Source organism: Marisediminitalea lipolytica (assembly GCF_001758465.1).
Lineage (GTDB): Bacteria > Pseudomonadota > Gammaproteobacteria > Enterobacterales > Alteromonadaceae > Alteromonas > Alteromonas lipolytica.
This window is the reverse complement of sequence record NZ_MJIC01000016.1, coordinates 414,617-432,725: the sequence shown is the minus strand read 5'-3', so window position 1 is coordinate 432,725 and position 18,109 is coordinate 414,617. Positions and strand designations below refer to the sequence as shown.

Below are 18,109 nucleotides of genomic sequence, written 5' to 3'. Positions count from 1 at the left end.
TTTATGTGACCGGTCGCGAAGCGACAGAACACCACGGGTTTACCCGTGGATGAATGAGTCCGAGGCCTGTATGCTACGAAGATGGAAGTTCGAGTCTCATCACATGGTCTATATAGACTTCAATATCACGTCGTCTGGGTAACCAAATACAGGCGTCGGATACTGAAGCCTTTCGTCGTGGAGTATTTGCGCAAAGTGTTGCCGAAGCTGCTTCGAAGTATGCCCGGCGTAACGATAGAGCGAATGGGCTTTGATAATGACCATATGCACATGTTGATGGTCATTCCACCGAAATACTCGATAGCAGAAGTGATGGGTAAACTCAAAGCCCAGTCAGCGTCAAACATGAGAAAGACATTCAAATGGCTAGGAAAGGTCTATTGGAATGAAAATATTGTTTGGTCGCCGGGTTACTTTGTAAGCAGCGTAGGCTTAGACGAGCACACAATACGGAACTACGTTGAGCATCAAGGTCGGAAGGATTCAGATCAGCTCCGAATGGAGCTGTAACAGAAAGAACCCCGGGCATGCCCGGGGGAATCTATGCACAAAGGATTGTCTAAGCCGCTTTCTTAGCTAACGCGACGGCGATAAAGTACTAGTCCTGTCACCATAATAAGCACCCATACAGAGGTAGTACCACCGCCGCCGCTGCTTGCTGGCGCTGGCGCATCTGCCACCGAAATGTTTATAGAGTTTTGCGTGGTAAATTCGCCATCGATAGCCGTTACTGTTATGGCCAGTGTGCTGCCGGAGAAGTTATTTGGCACCTGAATGGAATAATCCCCGGAGGCGGTAATTTCGGGCAGGTCAATACCTACGGCATCGCTCTCAATGGTGAAAATTAAATGTTCCTGGTTTTCATCACTGGCTTCTACCGTGAAATTAACGCTACCGCCTTTGGTTACCGTGGTTCGTTGAGCCGAGAGATTAACGACTGGCGCAATGGCCTGGGGCATCACGGTAACCTGCCACACTTGGGACGTGGTCTGCACTTCATCTCTGGCGACAAAAGCAATACCTATAGACTGTTTGGTATATACCGTTGGTGCGGTAAAGGAGAACTCTTTTTCACCGGTTTCAGTAAGGGTAACCTCTGGCCCCATAAACTGTCGGTAAGACGCGGAGGTCGATGAGTTTTCGTCCGACAACGAATACGAAACGCTAACAGTTTCACCCGCAGAGACGATTTCGCTATCACTGGTTACCGTTATCACCGGTGGCAGATTGTTGGGATCCGCCAGCGGAATGGTCCAGTTAGCCGATTGTTTGCCAATGTTGTTGTCATTAAAACTGCCGGGCACATAACGTGGGTTTTCAACCGGGGTAACGGCTGCAGTATTTAACAGATGCTGCTCTAACTGATAATCAAGGTCGGCAACAACATCCGGATACAGCTCTGCCAGATTGTGCCGCTCTGCGATATCGTTATCAATATCAAAGAGTTGATACATGTGGCCGCCATCTACACCGTAATAAAAGGTGCGAATTAACTTCCATTGGTTAAGCGTGATGGTGGCAGACGGCGGAAGCCAGTCTGGTACCGGCGGTTCCGACGGGAAAAACGTAATAATCGGACGCGGACCAAACTCTTCGTCTGCTAATAAGGGGCGAATGTCGGTACCATCCACAATATGTGATGATGGCCAGGGAATATCCAGGCCGGAAAGTATTGTCGGGTAGTAATCGGCAGACTGAATTGGCCGGCGGGACAAAAAGGCCTGCTTAGTAATGCCTGGCCAGTAAATGACAGTGGGAACGCGAATGCCTCCTTCAAACTCGGTTGCTTTGCCTCCCCGTAGTGGGAAGTTGCTGGTCGCTCGGATAGTCCCCAACACGTTATACATGTTGCCGCCGTTGTCGGAGGTAAAGATGATAATGGTGTTTTTAAGTAAGTCCTGTTCTTCCAGCGAGTCGAGCAAAATGCCAACGCTGTCATCAAACTGCTTTACCATGGCTGCATAAACAGAGCTGCGCTGACTGTGGAAGGCGGTTCGCTTTTGCGTGAAATAATCAACCGTTGCCGGATCCGCATCAAAAGGTGAATGCACCGAAAAGGCCCAGAAGTTTAAGAAAAAAGGCCCGTCATCTTTTACTTCCGCAATCCATTCACTGGCTTCCTGAGCCAGTCGAATATCAATATGTTCGCCTGGTTGTTGTGGTTGCAGGTTGGGGGCATAAGACCATGGGGCCAAATACCCGCCAGCTGGCCCGGGGCCTGAATAATGCGGGATATCCACATCAAACCCATGTTCCAGCGGGCTGTAAGGCGCGGGCCCCAGATGCCACTTGCCAAAGTGAGCCGTGTGATAGCCCTGCTGTTTTAGCAACCGTGGCAGAGTTGGAATTTGCGTATCCAGCCGGGTAACGGTTCGCGGTACCAGGGTTTTTCTATTAGTTGCAGCGCTGTCTGGCAGACTAGCCTGAAGCCGAACTTCAGGGAGATGATGGTTCGGCTGGGTGGAGCCATGCCGGGCAGGTGTCTGACCGGTTAAAATGCTGGCACGGGTAGGCGAACAAAGCGGGCTGTTTGCGTAGGCGCTGCTGAATGTGACGCCCATGTCGGCGAGGCGATCAATATTCGGGGTTTCATAAAAATCGCTTTGGTTGTAAAGCGAGGTATCACTCCAGCCCAAATCATCGGCCAGAATAATTACCACGTTTTTAGCTGCTTCCTGGGCCTGGGCCAGGTTGAAGATGCCCAACAAACATAATAAGAGAAGTCGCCATGCCATATTGTTTATTTCCTTATAATTCGCTGTAGGGAGTTTATGTTATTGATTCAGGGCGAACAACACTTTATCCGTTATTTTAATCCACAATTCAGCCTTTTGATGTTGCTTAAGCTATTGCCGAATAAGCTTTTTTCTAACACGCATGATACTGGATTCAACACGCTTGGTAACTGTAATCAGGGCGTTCTTTTAGAACTTAAGCGCATAAAGTTTTTTGTGAAATCGGCAAATATAAACTAATAATTAAAGAAGGCCTGCGCGGGCAATCAGGCTGTTTAAGTTAATGCTATTTTAATTGACTCCCCCAAATAGTAAGGATGCTGTTGTGAAAAACAAAACCGTTTTTTCTCTTCTGTTAAGTTTATTTTCAATCCCGGGTTTAGCTGACGAGTCTTCTTTTAGCTTTTCGCATACCCTAAGCCTGCAATCGGTAAACTCTGAAGAAAGTTTCGATGGCGCGGTGACCTTTGATTCTTACACCTTTGGCGGGCTTGAACTTGTTGGCGATGAGCCTTTAATCACAGAAACAAAACAAACACTGAATACCGATTACTACAATGCAGTCTTGGATTTAAACTTTGCTTATGAACGTTTCTATACTTCTTTAAGCTACTCAACGGAAATTGGTGAGGTCGAATCCACCTCATCCACTTACACGCCTGCTGATGATAATACTAATCTTAAGCAATTACCCAGCGATTATGACGAATGGGGCATAACGGTTGGGTACATGCTGGTTGACGATGTGAGTGTGTTTGTTGGCTGGAAAGATAAATCCTTAGACAACAGTGATTCCTGGTGGGATTACAGCGGCCTGACCGCCGGGGCGGGTTATACCTACCATCTTGAAAATGCATCGATTAACTTTAGTTTAGCCTATGCCGCTTTTGACATGGACATGTCTACATCCAGAAGTGTAACTTCAGGTTCCTCTAATGGCGCTAATTATAGCGACTTCATTATTTCAAACTTTCCGGCAACAGGCACCGCAAAAGGGTTTAGCTATTCGGTAAAATATACGTCGGCGTTAACCGCTAATATTCTTTTTCATGCATCTGTTAAGGGGCAGCTTTATAAAGCTGATTTGGTGGGGCCGGTAGCAGCTTCATTTACTTTGAACGATCCGTTTTATGGGGATATGCCGGTGGCTTTTTCAGGAGAACTACGGGGCGAATCAGAAGAGTCCTTAATTTTATTAATGCTGGGTTTTAGCGTTTATTACTAGTCTGATGATGATGAAACTGGCCAAGCATATTTGTTACCTGTTTATTGTGAGTTTGTCCTGGTCTGTTCTGGCCAGTGACAGACCGCCTCAGCGACTGGCATTAATTATTGGTAATGCCAGTTATGCATTCTCACCGCTTAAAAATCCTTTACGAGACGCTTATGCGGTTAATGATGCGCTGCAAAGTATTGGCTTTACAACCGCCTTATTAAAAAACGCCTCAATGAATGAGATAGTAAACGCCGTTGAGGATTTTTACGCAGACACAGCAGAAAATGACATTCGGTTGTTTTACTACGCCGGACACGCCATACAAATTAACGGTAAAAATTACCTCATCCCCATTCATGCCGATCTGAAATCGCAAAACAACATCGAAGAAGAAACCTACAATATCGACCAGCTCATGGCCGCGATGAACCAGGAAAATGTCTCTCAGACCAATATTGTTATTCTGGATGCCTGTCGAAATAATCCATTCCTGGAGGAGGTTACTGCACAGTCCGGGAATTCCCGTAGCATCGACAGGGGCCTGCGCCTGGTGCAGAGTGGTTTAGCGTCGATTAAGGCTCCACCGGGCACTTTTGTGGCCTATGCAACAGAGCCCGGCATGGTAGCTGAAGATGGCGAGGGCAGCAATGGTACTTATACCAAGCATTTGCTTAAGCATATCAGAAAACCCAGAACCTCCATCGAAGACTTATTTAAGCTGGTTAGAAAAGGCGTGATGGAAGAAACTGATTTTCGCCAGGTGCCCTGGGAGCATTCCTCTCTGTATGGCGATATATTTTTTGTAAGTCCCACGGTAGAAGCCGCAGAAAAAAAAGCCTGGCAGCAAGCGCTTGATGACGCCACGGTAGCCGCTTACAAAGCCTTTTTAGCACAGTATCCCCAAGGTCTGTTTTACGAGCAGGCCGAAGTAAAACTGGAGGAACTGCTCGCTGCTGAAAAAGCGAAAAAGTCCAGACGCGCCTTTCCTGGCTTTTAGTTTTGGCCTGGCTTTGTAATGCTATAGTGGATTAACCTGCCTGTAGTTGAGTTATGTTCGCAAACAACCTTCCAGCTGTTCGGTGAACACGCGCCCCAGAGGGCGCATATAACTTCCACATTATGCTGTGGTAACACCAACAAATCTGAACAAAGGCCGCAGATATTACCCTGTTACAGGTATAACATTTGTTTACGGGTGTGCGTCATTCGTGCGATGAGTTTATTTTGCAGGGTATGCGGTACATTTGCTTTATTCATAGCGTTGATGAACAAGTCGACAGTCAGGTTGAAATCAGCCTCGGTAATGTTCATACCGCCGTGCACCTGTTTCATGGTGTCGCCGCTGTAACTGCAGGGACCACCGGAAAATACACATAGCTGTTCAGCAAATTTCTCTATAAACCGGTCGATGTCAGTATCAGCAAAATAGGGCAGAATAGTATCGTTATATTCTATTTCATAAACAAAGTTTTCTACGATTTCGTTAATTTTTGCCTGTCCACCGAGTTCTTCGTAAAGGCTGACAGAGCGACTCGCACAACCGTTTAGCATGACTATACAAGCAAGAATCCAAAACAAAGGTTTTACCATAACTGACCTCCAACCGAGAAATATAAACCTTTCTGGCCGGTGGCCCCGGCAATACTGCCCAGGTCTGCCCAGGCAAGGGTAAAGTTAACCTTCTTTGACGGAATATAGGTTACAAAAACATCTATCCAGTCGTCTTCACCAAGGTCCAGATTGTCGGGCTTCTGACGGTATTCTACGCCAGCAGCAAAATGACGAGAAAACAATAAGCCAAGGCTCCCTTCCAGCATGAGCTCATAATCGCTGTTCTGCGGACCACCGAAACCCAGCAGGCCAAGTTGATTGGCTTTAGTGAGTCGGCCGGTCAGGTTCCAGACCAGGTTATAGCCGCCTACTGCGCCCAGATGCACTTTCGTTGCGGCCAGGTAAACATCGGTACCTGACGTATCCTTGCTACCAACCAGATTAGCCACTGCGGTATCTTCAAGATCCTTGTATTGCACACCGGCACTGAGTTGCGGCCAATCAGAGTAGATGACATCACCGTAAAGCTTAAACTTTGCGCCGTAAACCGTTTGAGCGATTTCTCCACCAAGGGTAGTCAGGTCAAACACGTGACGGGCGACGCTGAATTCTGCGCGGTCATACAGCGATACGCTGGCACCTAAAACGTTAAGCCGGTAGTCCTCCAGGTTAACCTGGGTAATAAAGGCATTGGCTGAAATCTCATCCCGGGTATCGTATCCCGACAAGGTAGCCCAGGGCACAATACCACCACCGCCACTGCCTTCCAGTTGATTGAGTCCTGCTGTGCCTATGAGCTTGCCGTCACCCGCCCAGGCCAGTGAGGTACAGAAAATAAGCGTGCTGCTTATTAATTTTTTCAATCCCACGCAACACTCCCTAATGTTGGTAATATTCAGACGAAGCCAGCCAGTCAATCAGTCCGTTGAGTGGCAATGGGCGGCTAATGTAATAACCCTGTGCCGTATCACAACCCCAGTCCGCCAGGATTTCCATGGTATCTGCATCCTCAACGCCCTCGGCCACAACGTCCAAATCAAAGATGGTCGACAGGCTCAGTACCGTTCTGACAATCTGCTGGTCATCAGTATCAGTGCTCAGGTTAAGCACAAATGCCTTATCAATTTTGATGGTCGATACTGGCAGGTGTTTTAAATAAGCCAGCGATGAATAGCCAGTGCCAAAATCATCGATGGCAATACTAAAGCCTTTATCCCTAAGATACTGGAGATTGGCGATGGCAATATTAGCATCGGCCACCAGGTCGCTTTCTGTTATCTCAAGGGTAATATCGTCGGCAGTTAATTTATTGTCATCGAGCAGGGCAATAAGTCGTTCGAGCAACTGCTTGTTTTGAATATCCTGGGTCGACAGGTTAACGGCCGGTTTCACAAAGATATGGTGTTTTCGCAGTGTCAGAATATCAGCGATAACCCTGTTGAGTACCCAATCGGTGACCTGTTCTATAAAGCCAGCTTGCTCTGCAATTTCGATAAATTCATCCGGGGGAATAAAACCGAGGCGTTGACTGTTCCAACGGATCAGAGCCTCCAGACCATTTACCTGACGGGTTTTGAGGCTGATTTTGGGTTGATAGACCAGCGATAGTTCGTCCTGGTCGCTTTGCAATACCACTTTTAATTCTGTGATGATACTCAGGCGGCGCAGGTATCGCTGTTCGATATCGGCGCTGAACCGCAGTAGCCAGTTGGAGCTGAGTTCAGCTTCATCGAGCAAAATATTCATGCGCCGAAACAAATCCTGCGCGTTATTAGCATCAACCGGACAGTTAACCACGGTGAATACCAGTTTGACCGGAATCACTAACTGTTGGGCTGTTACTGGTTGTTCAAGAAGTGTGTGAAAGGTTTCAATCTGTTCGTCGGTGAGTGGTTCGTTGGCAAACCACACCAGTTCGCCACCGGATAAGCGCGCTGCTGTGCCCTCCCAGCTTTTTATTCGTTCGGCAATAGCGATAATACAGCTATCACCGTTGGAGTAGCCATACAGATCGTTGATGGTTCTGAAATCCCGGATATTTATACCGATGACTTGTAGGGACTCGCCGGCATTCAGGCGTTGCTGAATGAGTTCTTCCATGTGGCTACGGTTATACAATTGGGTGAGCATGTCTAATCTGGATTGCATCAGGATCCGCTGTTCGCGATTCTGGATACTGTCTTTCATGCGTACAAAGGCATCGGACAGTTCATTTATTTCCTGCAAATGGCCCGAAGTGTTGACACTTTGTTCGTAATTGCCGTCAGCCAGATGATTCGCGGCATTTACCAGGCTTGCCACGGGTTTATTTACCCGGCTGGCCATGTACATCGATAACAGCATCGAGCCCGCGATGGCAAAAACCGAAATCCCCAAAATATTAAATTGCAATTGGGTGAAATTATCAAAATGGGTAGATACATCAACAGCAAGGGTAATTGATACTTCGTTATTCAGGGTGGCTGGAAGCTTAATATCGCGGGTTAAATAAGGTGTATCCCGTGAGAATGTCACATCAAACCAACTGAGTGTTTGCCGATCTTCGTTACTCAATCGCTGTGCCTTGAGGTAAGGTAAACTGCTGTGTAACACCACATGTTTACCGTTTACCAGGCGTTTAGATGAAACGATGATATCGGCCTGAATAATAGTTTTGACCTGCTTTAAAAAATCATCACCGTCCAGAAAACCTATGCCTGCAATAGCTATGGGATTGGGAGCGTAAACCGGCAACATAATAATTTGGTACAAGCTGCCATCTACAATAATGGCATTTTCTGAGCCGCCATCCTCGAGTACCTGATTTATTATGTCGGGAAAGGGGAATTCGCTGCCACGGTCAAAGTAGCCTGGTTGGCTTTCCAGCACGTTTCCGGATAAGTCGGTCAGCATCATAAAGTCTGATTCAATGCGCTGGCCATGATTTTGCAAAACACTTTTGATGGTTGGAATATCACCGGTAGCAACGGCCTGTTTAAAGCCGAAATCGTCGGTAAGTACCCCTGCCGAATTCAATAATTGCTCGCTGCGGTCACGCAGCAGTTGCTCCAGCACAGTGTTAGCAACTTCAATATTTTTAGTCACCTGATTAAGCGCGGTTTTTGAGGTTACTGTCCAGACATTGCCCAGAATCAAAGACGCTGTAATAAAAATGCCGATAAAGAGAATCTGAAACAGCGATTGCCGGAGAGTAACGGTCATTGGCGCTCAAACTTTCGGTTGCCGAATACTCGCTTGGATTTCTCCAGCGCAGCTACCCGAGGCAGGGTGATCCTGACCGGTTCATTATCGTTACTTAACTTATGCGGCAGGCGCTTAAGGTGATTAAGAGAGAGATCGGGGTGCCAAATCAGTATGTCGCTTTGGGTGGAGTCTAATTCGGCTTTTCCGGTTTTATCTGTTGTCCAGGAGGGGGCGTTATCTTTTACGTAAATAAAACCCAGCATGGAGTCATGAATATTACACCCTAGTACCACGATACCTGATTTATCAAACTGTACAGGTGGCACAGAGTCACCCGCGTAGAGTTTTATTTCAAAAGGTTTGGGTTGTGAAAAGCTATAAACGTGGTGGCGAATATTATCGCTATTGGGGAACACCACTGTCCTGCCTTGCTCGATAACCAGCGTGGTAGGTTCAAACTGACGATTTACCTGGTCCATTATGGCGGGTTGAGAAGGCGGCTGTGAGGCGATCGGCTGTTCGTCAGCCGTGGACTTCACGCTGATGACTGCATTAACGAACGGCTGGCCCTGTTCATCAATCAGTGTGACTGTTCTCGCATATGCCAGAAAACTTCCGGATAAGAAGATGGAGAACAACGCAATTTTTAGTAAAATTTTGACGATAATCATATTCTTGTGTGCTTTAAACTACCAAAAGCATCGATCTTACTTTATGCGCGACAAAGCAGTTCGCGAATACGCACCCACAATAGCAACATTGCCAAAACTATCCAATAGTTATTTAACGCAAACGGTTTGCTCAATCTGCTTAGCTTTGACCGGCTGCGATTCAGCTAGTCAAACGATTCGTTTAACCAATGTTTAAGGTGAAAAGCTAAACTCAATGTATATAGTGTAGCAAAACAAAATTGATTTACATGGGAAAGCGGAATTTGATACCGGTATTACGGAAAGTTTCAGCCATTTTATCGTGAAGAAATAAAATGGATTAAACGTCAGTAAAACAGACAGAACTGCTGTATAAAACGCTGATTTCCGCGAGTAGCGAGGGCTGCTGAGCCCGTCAGAAATAGAGCAACGTTATACCCTGTTGCAGATAGGTGCTGACCTTGTGCGTGCTATGCATTCAAGTAGCTTTCCAGATAATCAATCAGCTGGCGCACCGCTGGGCGCAGATGTTTGCGCGAAGAATACAGCGCATAAATCTGCAAATCATGTGGCTTCCACAGAGGGAGTATATGCTTGAGTTCGCCGGATTGAATGTAGCTTTCGGTGAGGTATGTAGGAAGCAGGGCAACCCCGGCACCATGCAGGGTTGCGTGCAACAAATTGGTGGTTTCGTTAGCCGTAAACCGGCACTCGATATTAACGGCTTTTTGCTCTGCACCGTTATTTAGATACCAGGTGTGCTGGTCAAATTGCTTATAGCCAAGACACTGATGCCTGCTCAAATCGGCCGGCTCTTTTATCATGGAGCTGCTTTTTATGTAGGCTTCAGACGCCACCAGAATAGATTCACACACGCCAATGGGTTTTCCCACTAACGAGGGATCCGGGTTCGCGGTGATCCTGATAGCTAAATCCAGCTGTCGCTCAACCAAATCAGAGGTTCCGTCCTGTAAATCCACATCGATAGAGATGAGTGGGTGGTGCTTTAAAAATGAGGCTAGGGCACCAGACAGTTTAGCAAAGCCAAATGAAGTGCTGGTGGCAAGGCGGATGGTGCCGGTTAACTTATCCTTTGAGCCTGTTATCGATATCAGTTCATCAGCCTGACTTATCCATTTTTCAATTTCAGGTAAGCATTGCGCCCCTTTGGACGTGAGGGATATTTTTCGCGTCGTGCGGTGCAGCAAGCGTACCTGAAGCCAGTCTTCGAGCGCTTCGATATAACGCGTTACCATGGGCCTGGACATTTCAAGCCGTTCTGCAGTGGCTGTGAAACTCCCTGAATGCGCTACATCAATAAATACTTTGGCCGCTGTCACTTTATCCATTTATTTGCACGATTTAAGAAATAATGAAGCTCATTTTAGTGTCTTTTTCAATACAAAAAAGACCTTATTATCTAATTATTGACTTAATTAAATAATTGAAACTTATCATGAACAAATTAGCGACACTTATTGCCACCTCATTACTTAGCGTGTCAGCGGTAGCTGGCGATCTTACTTTTAAAGTTTATAACGCTGGAGAGGGGAGTTTTGGCGTAAATTCAACACTGGTCTACGGCGATACGGAAGCCTTAATTGTAGATAGCGGTTTTACTAAAGCTGATGCATTACGCATCGCGGCGAATGTGTACGACTCGGGTAAAACACTCACCACCATTTTTGTAAGTCAGGCCGACCCGGACTATTACTTTGGGGCCGAAGAACTGCATAAACTGTTTCCCGATGCAAAGATAATTGCCACGCCAGCAGTGAGTAACGCCATTAAAAATAACCGCCAGAAAAAAGTCGCAATATGGGGGCCTGAAATGGGCGGGAATGCACCGCAACAGCCGGTGATACCAGAAGCTTATGCACAGTCCACTATTTCTGTCGACGGTCATCCTATTGAAATACACAGCTCAACCGGTGTGCTGGCAACACGGCCTTACCTGTGGGCACCACAGAGCAAAACTATTCTGGGTAATGTAGCGGTGTTTGGTGGTATGCATCTCTGGCTGGCAGATACCAAAACCGAGCAACAGCAGGCAGCCTGGATCGCGCAATTAAACGAAATGAAAGCCTTACAGCCAAAGCAAGTGATCCCGGGTCATATGGCTGAAGGCACGCCAATGGATGCATCTGCCATTAATTATTCCATTCGTTATCTAACCGTTTTTGGCGATGCCGCTGACGATAGCGTCAACAGCGCCGAACTGATTAGCAAAGTGGAAAAGACTTTTCCGGCGTTACCGAGTGAAAGTTCGCTGGAACTGGCCGCTAAAGTGGTTAAAGGAGAAATTCAATGGTAACGCGGGTGCATTACTTTTTTTGATCCTATGTGCGGCTGGTGCTACGGCGCCACGCCGCTTATTGAAGTGCTGCAGGCTAATCCTGTTATTGAGCTGGTGATGCATCCTGGCGGCATGATCCCAGGAAGAGCCATTGAAGAAAGTTTTCGTCGTCATATTTTGCAGGCTGATTCACGCATAGCCGCGATGACAGGCGCAAAGTTTGGTGAGCGTTACCAGGCTAAGGTTTCTGGTCATGAACCCTTGATACTTGACTCGTATCAAACGGCTCTGGCAGTAGTGGTGGCACAAGAAATTGCAGGTAAAGGCTTCGCAATGCTTAAAGCGATTCAGAGTGCACATTTTATCGACGGAAAAGACACTTCAGATTTGGCGATATTGCAACAGCTGGCTGTCGATTTGGGGCAGGGGGAGGCCGAGTGGGAAAAAGCCATCGCAAAAACCAAGCTCCGGCTCACTGAGATAATTTCGTCTTCGCAGGCGTTGATGCAAAAGCTTCAGGTAAGAGGCTTCCCAACACTGCTGATTGAAAAAACTAATCAGTGGGTAACACTCGATCATGCTGCTTTTTATGGGCATCAGACCGGCTGGCGTGACTATATTGCCAAAGCGCTCGGCGCTTAACGCGATGAGGATCTTTTAATTATTAATTTTCTTCTGCAAAAGTAAGGAATATGCAAATTGTCCGCAACTTTTTGGGGAAGATTGTTATCAGGGTGGCTGGAAAATAAATATTAATTTTACTTTATTTTTCAATGGCTCTGTTAATTTCACTTATTTTTGAATTTGTCTCGATAGCATTGATTTACGTCATAATTCGTACTTGCTGTTTTGCCATTTTGCGCTTCGAAAAGGCGTGAGAAATTGCTTTTTTAGTAAGTTGTAACGCGTGGTTATTCTGGTTGCATGTAACACTTATCTGTCTTCGTTGCATGCTGCTTACCGTTATATCTTGTTGTTTATTGTTATCTCCAGGGTGGGAGAGTGCAGACGGACATTGCGCTGGTCGGGAATATTGCCTGAGGGTTTTACGATAATGTATCGCCAAATCCTTTCTTGATACCTCGCATACAAAACAATAACTGCCGCACTGCTGCTCTGGCGCATTATTTAATTGGAGAAAGAAATGCCAGACATTAAGGCTACTGTAACAGGACATATCAGTAAGGATGTGCCCGAATTTTTGCAAAAACCTGCCCCTATCACTGATATTACCGAAACGAAGGAATTCGATATTGTGGTAATTGGTGCGGGTACACCAGGTGTTCCATGCGCTTTGGCAGCCCGCGAAGAGGGAGCCACAGTCGCTATTTTGCAAAAAGAAGATGATGCCTCAGCCTGCGGTAATGTTGGTTCGGGCATTAATTTAGCAAACAGCGATGCAGCCGATATCGAGGCGCTGTTGTCCCATCTGATGGCAGATTCAGGGCATCGTCCAAAACGTGGTTTATTAACATCCTGGGCGCAGAACTCTGGCGAAGCCATTAACTGGCTTATTGAGAAGATGCAAGCGGCTGGCGCGCAGGTCTCTGACCTTGGCAACGGTGCACACGCCGGATTACTGGAAAAGAACGGCTTTAACATTAGTTTTGTGACCTCGTTTTTTGGCCCTAAACCTTATGATGTAGGTGATGCGCTGAAATCACTTTGCAGATTGGCCGAGAAAGAAGGGGTCGAAACCTTCTTTCGTACACCAGCAAAGCAGTTAGTGGTTGATAATGGTCGCGTGGTTGGCGTTATCGCGGAAACCGAAAACGGCTATGTTCAGTTTAAAGCGAAAAAAGGCGTTGTTGTGGCAACGGGTGATTACCAGAACGACCGTGACATGATGGGGTACTATCTGCCAGATGTAGGCAACCTTGTACCTAAAAAGGCAGGCAGAACCGGTGATGGTCATAAAATGATTGTGTGGGCTGGTGGACGAATTGAAAATCTTGGTCACACTAAAATGTGTCACGATTTTGATTCTGGGCCCATGTGTAATCAGCCATTTATGCGCGTAAAGCTTAACGGTAAGCGTTTCTGCGACGAGACCCTTGGCATGGAGCTGATGAACAACTACGTGCTGGATGCAGAGAACAAAGGACATTATTGCCAGATCTTCGACGCCGACTATATGGAAAAAGCGGCTGACTGGTCGGGTGAACTGGTTGCGCCAGAAGAGCTTAAAATGTGGATGCCAGAGGAAGACGTTGAGCGCAAAGGTGTGGAAGTTGATCTTATCAATACCGTAAAAGCTGACACACTGGAAGAGCTCGCTGCCAAACTGGGTATTACCGATGTCGATGCGTTTATCTCTAGTGTACAACGCTACAACGAGATGGTTGCTGAAGGACAGGACACCGAATTTGGTAAGCCGTCTAAGTTCTTAAAAACTATCGACAAAGCCCCGTATTATGGGATTCACCGTTTGTTAGGTATGTCTATGTCCTGCTCTGGCGTAGAGGTGGATGAGAATCTGCAATGTCTGGATATCAACGGTAACCCCATTGACGGGCTTTATGCGGCGGGTAACTGCGCTGGCAACTTCTACGGCGGTGTGGAATATCCGATGACAGTAGCTGGTCTTAACCTGGGCCACAACTACACCCAGGGCTACGTAATAGGTAAGGCACTGGCGAAGCGGTAAAAGCGATAGCTATATTCAAAGAAAAAGCAGTGTTAACCCTGAAATGGGTTACGTTTAGTCTGACCGTCCTTAGGAAGTGGCTGCCAGTACAGACTAAAGGAGTGAAATCAGTTGACGAGTCTGCAGAATAAGGCTTATTCAAAGTGTATAATGAGAGGTACATTAGCTCGACATTAACTTTAATAATCAAGGTGTTATTTTGAAAGAAGCAAAGGTTGAAAGGCCAGATACAGAGACGTTATCGGTAATGATGTCACATTTTATCCATCTGGATGAGATGATGTGGCACCGGGTTCAATGGTTTATTGCTTTGCAAATCGCTTCAATCGGTGGCGCTTATGCGTTAAAAGCAGATCCAGTCAACTCTGCGTTTATACTGGGACTGTGTAGTTTTGTAACCGTGATTTTGTGGTTAATGATGAAACGGGATGAAGTTATTCGTGATGCTAATAAGCACTTTCTAGAGCTACTCCATGCTGGGTTTACACTTAGCCCCAAGCTTAAATTGCCAGCGCCGTTTAAAGGGCGCACACTGAATAACGTGCTGTTTCTTTGTTTTATTTTGTTTGATTTGCTGATTGCGGTTATTTTTTTCATGAGTCCTGACTGGATTAAATAATCGGTTTCGTGAGTCCCGGGGTTACCTGCCTCATAGTGGCTGCACTGCTGATTTTAGATTTATTCAAAAATGTTCTTGGATAAGGTTTGTTTTCCAAGTAATTCCAGGGGGGATTTTGCGAGGTTATCGTCTGGGAGAGTTCATTTTGACTAAGATAAGAAAAGCCGACAATTAAGTTTGTCGGCTTGTAATTAATCACTACTGTTACAGCATTCAGCAAAGCAAACTTATGCAACTACGCCATGAGGGTCGATAACGTATTTTTTCGCCGCACCGCCGTCAAATTCCGCATAACCGTTCGGTGCATCGTCTAGAGAAATAACCTCTACATTAACTGCATCCGCTATCTTAACTTTGTCGAACAAAATGGCCTGCATCAATGGTCTGTGGTATTTCATCACGGGGCACTGTCCGGTATGGAAGGAGTGCGACTTCGCCCAGCCGAGTCCGAACCGCATGCTTAATGCGCCTACCTTTGCTGCATCATCGACGGCGCCCGGATCTTCGGTAACGTACAATCCTGGAATACCAATTTGACCGCCTGCGCGGGTCATTTGCATGGCAGAGTTAAGTACCGTAGCGGGGGCTTCCTGTGCATGATTACAGCCGCAGGCGTGCGCTTCAAAACCTACGCAATCAACAAAAGCATCTACCTCTCGTTCGCCCAGGATAACTTCAAGCTTATCAGCCATATCACCTTCTTCGGTCAGGTCGATGGTTTCGCAGCCAAAGCTTTTAGCTTGCTTAAGGCGCTCAGCATTCATATCGCCCACAATGACACAGGCTGCGCCAAGCAAGTGTGCTGAAACCGCGGCCGCCAGACCCACCGGGCCTGCTCCTGCAATATAAACAGTGGAACCTGGTCCTACGCCTGCCGTTACGCAGCCATGAAATCCGGTGGGGAAGATATCAGAGAGCAGGGTAAGGTCTTTAATTTTTTCCATTGCCTGTTCTGAATCAGGGAATTTTAACAGGTTAAAATCGGCGTAGGGGACCATCACGTATTCGGTTTGGCCACCGACCCAACCACCCATATCAACATAACCATAGGCAGCCCCTGGACGTGCCGGGTTAACGTTTAAGCAAATACCGGTTCGGCCTTCTTTACAGTTACGACAACGACCACAGGCAATGTTGAAGGGCACAGAGACCAGATCGCCCTGTTTAATAAATTCTACGTCACGCCCTGTTTCTACTACCAGGCCAGTAATTTCGTGTCCAAGTACCAGGCCAGAAGGTGCGGTGGTGCGACCGCGAACCATGTGTTGGTCTGAACCACAAATATTAGTGGTGACAACTTTCAGAATAACACCATGATCACATTTTCGATTTCCGATCGCTAACTCCGGATAGGGAATGTTTTCGACTGCGACTTCACCGGGGCCTTTATAGACAACACCGCGGTTTCCGTGATTATTACACATACAGGTAACTCCAATTGTTATTATCGTCGAGACTTCATGTTTACATTGCGTTAACAACTGTATGCTGGAACGGGGTACGACAGGGGGTCTAAAAACGCTGTAAAAGTGGTTGGTAACGACATTTCAGCTGAATAACGCACTATTCGACGGGGATATCATGAGCTTTTAGATAGCCTGCTCAATCATGAATACGGCGGTGAAGTAAATCATTTTGAGTGATTAACGTTAACCTGTTGTTAAATTTTTTACGATGGTGTATTTTTTAAAATGCTACCGGTGGCATAAATGGTTGAGCAACGCGAACCGGGTGCATTTGGCCGGGGAAACTGGGAATATGGTGATCTGAGTTGTTGTAGAGGAGTGCGGGATGAAAATGTTAACTGGGGTAATTGCCGTTATCCTTTTGCTTACCGTAAACTCTGCCAATGCAGAGCCACTGGCATTTGCAGGTGCCCTGGGCTTTGGACAACATACCCAGGGCGGGGCTGGCGGCGAACGTTATGTCGTTACCTCACTGGATGATAACCCTGATTCGCCAGAGCCCGGCAGTTTGCGCCATGCGTTGAAGCAGAAGGGCCCGCGTATTGTCGAGTTTGCGGTATCCGGCGTGATCCACCTGAAGGCCGAATTGGAAATTAAACACGATTTTATTACCGTACTGGGGCAAACTTCCCCAGGCGGTATTGTGATCACGGGGGCGCAAACCTCCATTAAGGCCAACCAGGTAATTCTGCGTTACCTGCGCTTTCGCCCGGGACACTGGCAGGGCGAGGGGGACGCGTTAACTGCCCGCAATCAACACCACATCATTATCGATCATTGTTCATTGAGCTGGGCCAATGATGAAGTCGCTTCTTTTTATAATAATCAGTGGTTTACCCTGCAAAATTCTATAATCGCAGAAAGCCTGAGGAATGCTGGTCATCACAAAGGCAGTCATGGTTATGGTGGCATTTGGGGCGGCGCCAAAGCCAGTTTTATTCGCAATGTAGTCGCTCATCATGACAGTCGTAACCCGCGCATCAATGGTTACCGGCTTAAGCCGCAGTATCCACAATCTGAGGCATTAACCGACATCCGCAATAATGTGTTTTTTAACTGGGGTGATAACAGTGGCTACGGCGCAGAAGGTACTCGTTTTAATCTGGTGAATAACTATTACAAACCGGGCCCGGCCAGTGAAGATTTTTACTTTTTTCAATTCTGGCAAGATAAGCGGTTACCCACCACAAAAGCGTTTGTCAGTGGTAATGTGATGGCCGGGCATCCGGCGTTAGGTGAGCAATCCCGCGCCGGGATAGTGTTGAAAAACCAAAAGAAAATGACGACAACACAAATTGACAGCCAATTTGATGAAATCTTAGTGGCAACCCCGTTTACTATTGAACCGTCTGCGACACTAAGCGCCGAAGCGGCTTATCAACACCTGATAATTGAGGGTGATGTGGGGGCTAACCGTAATGCCAGTGGCGTGTTCCGGGATTCCGTAGACACCCGGCTATTGTCTGAAATTGCCAGTGGTAAACCGACCTTTGGTGACGGCTTGATTGACACCGAGTTAATGGTTCTTGCGCCCGGTGGCTGGCAGGCGTATGCAGCGGAGTTTATGTCCCGCCTCTGATCATATAACCTTCACGGCGCTTTGTTCTTAAGTGCCGTGCTATCGCATCCTGCCTCAGCGCTCTGTTTCTGTATTTAAAGCTTACCTATGTAAATTATTGTTAATAAAATGTTGATTTAATGTTTTAGCGGCGCTATATTGCCACCGGTGGCACTGACTTGGTGTGT

At 46.9% G+C, this 18,109-nt stretch carries 15 protein-coding genes; 8 read left to right on the top strand and 7 right to left on the bottom strand.

The genetic code is table 11. The features are described from left to right. Positions 1 to 81 precede the first annotated feature (81 nt). Entirely contained in the window at positions 82 to 510 is a 429-nt protein-coding gene (gene tnpA / locus BFC17_RS20340) for an IS200/IS605 family transposase (RefSeq protein ID WP_070174559.1), read from the top strand. 62 nt (positions 511 to 572) lie between these two features. Here the strand turns inward: tnpA and BFC17_RS20335 are convergent, their stop codons facing one another. After that, positions 573 to 2,735, bottom strand: a complete 2,163-nt coding sequence (locus tag BFC17_RS20335) for a sulfatase (protein ID WP_083271871.1) — start codon at positions 2,733 to 2,735, stop codon at positions 573 to 575. A gap of 325 nt (positions 2,736 to 3,060) precedes the next feature. On the opposite strand from BFC17_RS20335, the gene BFC17_RS20325 reads away from it, so the two are divergent. Continuing rightward, positions 3,061 to 3,960, top strand: a complete 900-nt coding sequence (locus tag BFC17_RS20325; RefSeq protein ID WP_070178337.1) for a hypothetical protein — start codon at positions 3,061 to 3,063, stop codon at positions 3,958 to 3,960. A 4-nt stretch (positions 3,961 to 3,964) separates the two neighbouring features. Further along, on the top strand, positions 3,965 to 4,948 hold the full coding sequence (locus BFC17_RS20320; RefSeq protein ID WP_070178336.1) for a caspase family protein: 984 nt from the start codon (positions 3,965 to 3,967) through the stop codon (positions 4,946 to 4,948). A 173-nt stretch (positions 4,949 to 5,121) separates the two neighbouring features. On the opposite strand, the gene BFC17_RS20315 is transcribed toward BFC17_RS20320, so the two are convergent. From BFC17_RS20315 to BFC17_RS20295, 5 genes are all read right to left on the bottom strand, one after another. Next, positions 5,122 to 5,541 carry a group I truncated hemoglobin gene (locus BFC17_RS20315; protein WP_083271870.1) on the bottom strand — a complete coding sequence of 140 codons (420 nt, stop codon included), beginning with the start codon at positions 5,539 to 5,541 and terminating at the stop codon, positions 5,122 to 5,124. Beyond that, entirely contained in the window at positions 5,535 to 6,371 is an 837-nt protein-coding gene (locus BFC17_RS20310) for a DUF3034 family protein (RefSeq protein WP_139142152.1), read from the bottom strand. Before BFC17_RS20310 ends, BFC17_RS20315 begins: the two co-directional genes overlap by 7 nt. Before the next feature lie 10 nt (positions 6,372 to 6,381). Further along, positions 6,382 to 8,703: a bifunctional diguanylate cyclase/phosphodiesterase gene (locus BFC17_RS20305; RefSeq protein ID WP_070178334.1), complete on the bottom strand. Its 2,322-nt coding sequence runs from the start codon at positions 8,701 to 8,703 to the stop codon at positions 6,382 to 6,384. Continuing rightward, positions 8,700 to 9,356 carry a methylamine utilization protein gene (locus BFC17_RS20300; protein WP_070178333.1) on the bottom strand — a complete coding sequence of 219 codons (657 nt, stop codon included), beginning with the start codon at positions 9,354 to 9,356 and terminating at the stop codon, positions 8,700 to 8,702. The genes BFC17_RS20305 and BFC17_RS20300 overlap by 4 nt, the downstream gene beginning before the upstream one ends. A 449-nt stretch (positions 9,357 to 9,805) precedes the next feature. After that, the gene (locus BFC17_RS20295) at positions 9,806 to 10,684 is read right to left on the bottom strand and encodes a LysR family transcriptional regulator (protein ID WP_070178332.1); all 879 of its coding nucleotides are present in this window, start codon (positions 10,682 to 10,684) and stop codon (positions 9,806 to 9,808) included. Positions 10,685 to 10,791: 107 nt separating this feature from the next. Here BFC17_RS20295 and BFC17_RS20290 point away from each other — a divergent pair, with 107 nt between their 5' ends. From BFC17_RS20290 to BFC17_RS20275, 4 genes are all read left to right on the top strand, one after another. Then, positions 10,792 to 11,649: an MBL fold metallo-hydrolase gene (locus BFC17_RS20290; protein ID WP_070178331.1), complete on the top strand. Its 858-nt coding sequence runs from the start codon at positions 10,792 to 10,794 to the stop codon at positions 11,647 to 11,649. A 9-nt stretch (positions 11,650 to 11,658) separates the two neighbouring features. Beyond that, positions 11,659 to 12,273: a DsbA family protein gene (locus tag BFC17_RS20285; RefSeq protein WP_268236003.1), complete on the top strand. Its 615-nt coding sequence runs from the start codon at positions 11,659 to 11,661 to the stop codon at positions 12,271 to 12,273. Positions 12,274 to 12,775: 502 nt separating this feature from the next. After that, the gene (locus tag BFC17_RS20280) at positions 12,776 to 14,278 is read left to right on the top strand and encodes an FAD-dependent oxidoreductase (RefSeq protein ID WP_083271869.1); all 1,503 of its coding nucleotides are present in this window, start codon (positions 12,776 to 12,778) and stop codon (positions 14,276 to 14,278) included. 199 nt (positions 14,279 to 14,477) lie between these two features. Beyond that, positions 14,478 to 14,897, top strand: coding sequence for a hypothetical protein (locus BFC17_RS20275; protein WP_070178329.1), 420 nt, complete (start codon positions 14,478 to 14,480; stop codon positions 14,895 to 14,897). A 227-nt stretch (positions 14,898 to 15,124) separates the two neighbouring features. Here the strand turns inward: BFC17_RS20275 and fdhA are convergent, their stop codons facing one another. Continuing rightward, entirely contained in the window at positions 15,125 to 16,321 is a 1,197-nt protein-coding gene (gene fdhA, locus BFC17_RS20270) for a formaldehyde dehydrogenase, glutathione-independent (protein WP_070178328.1), read from the bottom strand. A gap of 367 nt (positions 16,322 to 16,688) precedes the next feature. On the opposite strand from fdhA, the gene BFC17_RS20265 reads away from it, so the two are divergent. After that, positions 16,689 to 17,942 (top strand): pectate lyase family protein, encoded by a 1,254-nt coding sequence (locus tag BFC17_RS20265; RefSeq protein ID WP_070178327.1) that lies wholly within the window; start codon positions 16,689 to 16,691, stop codon positions 17,940 to 17,942. The last annotated feature ends 167 nt before the right edge of the window (positions 17,943 to 18,109 follow it).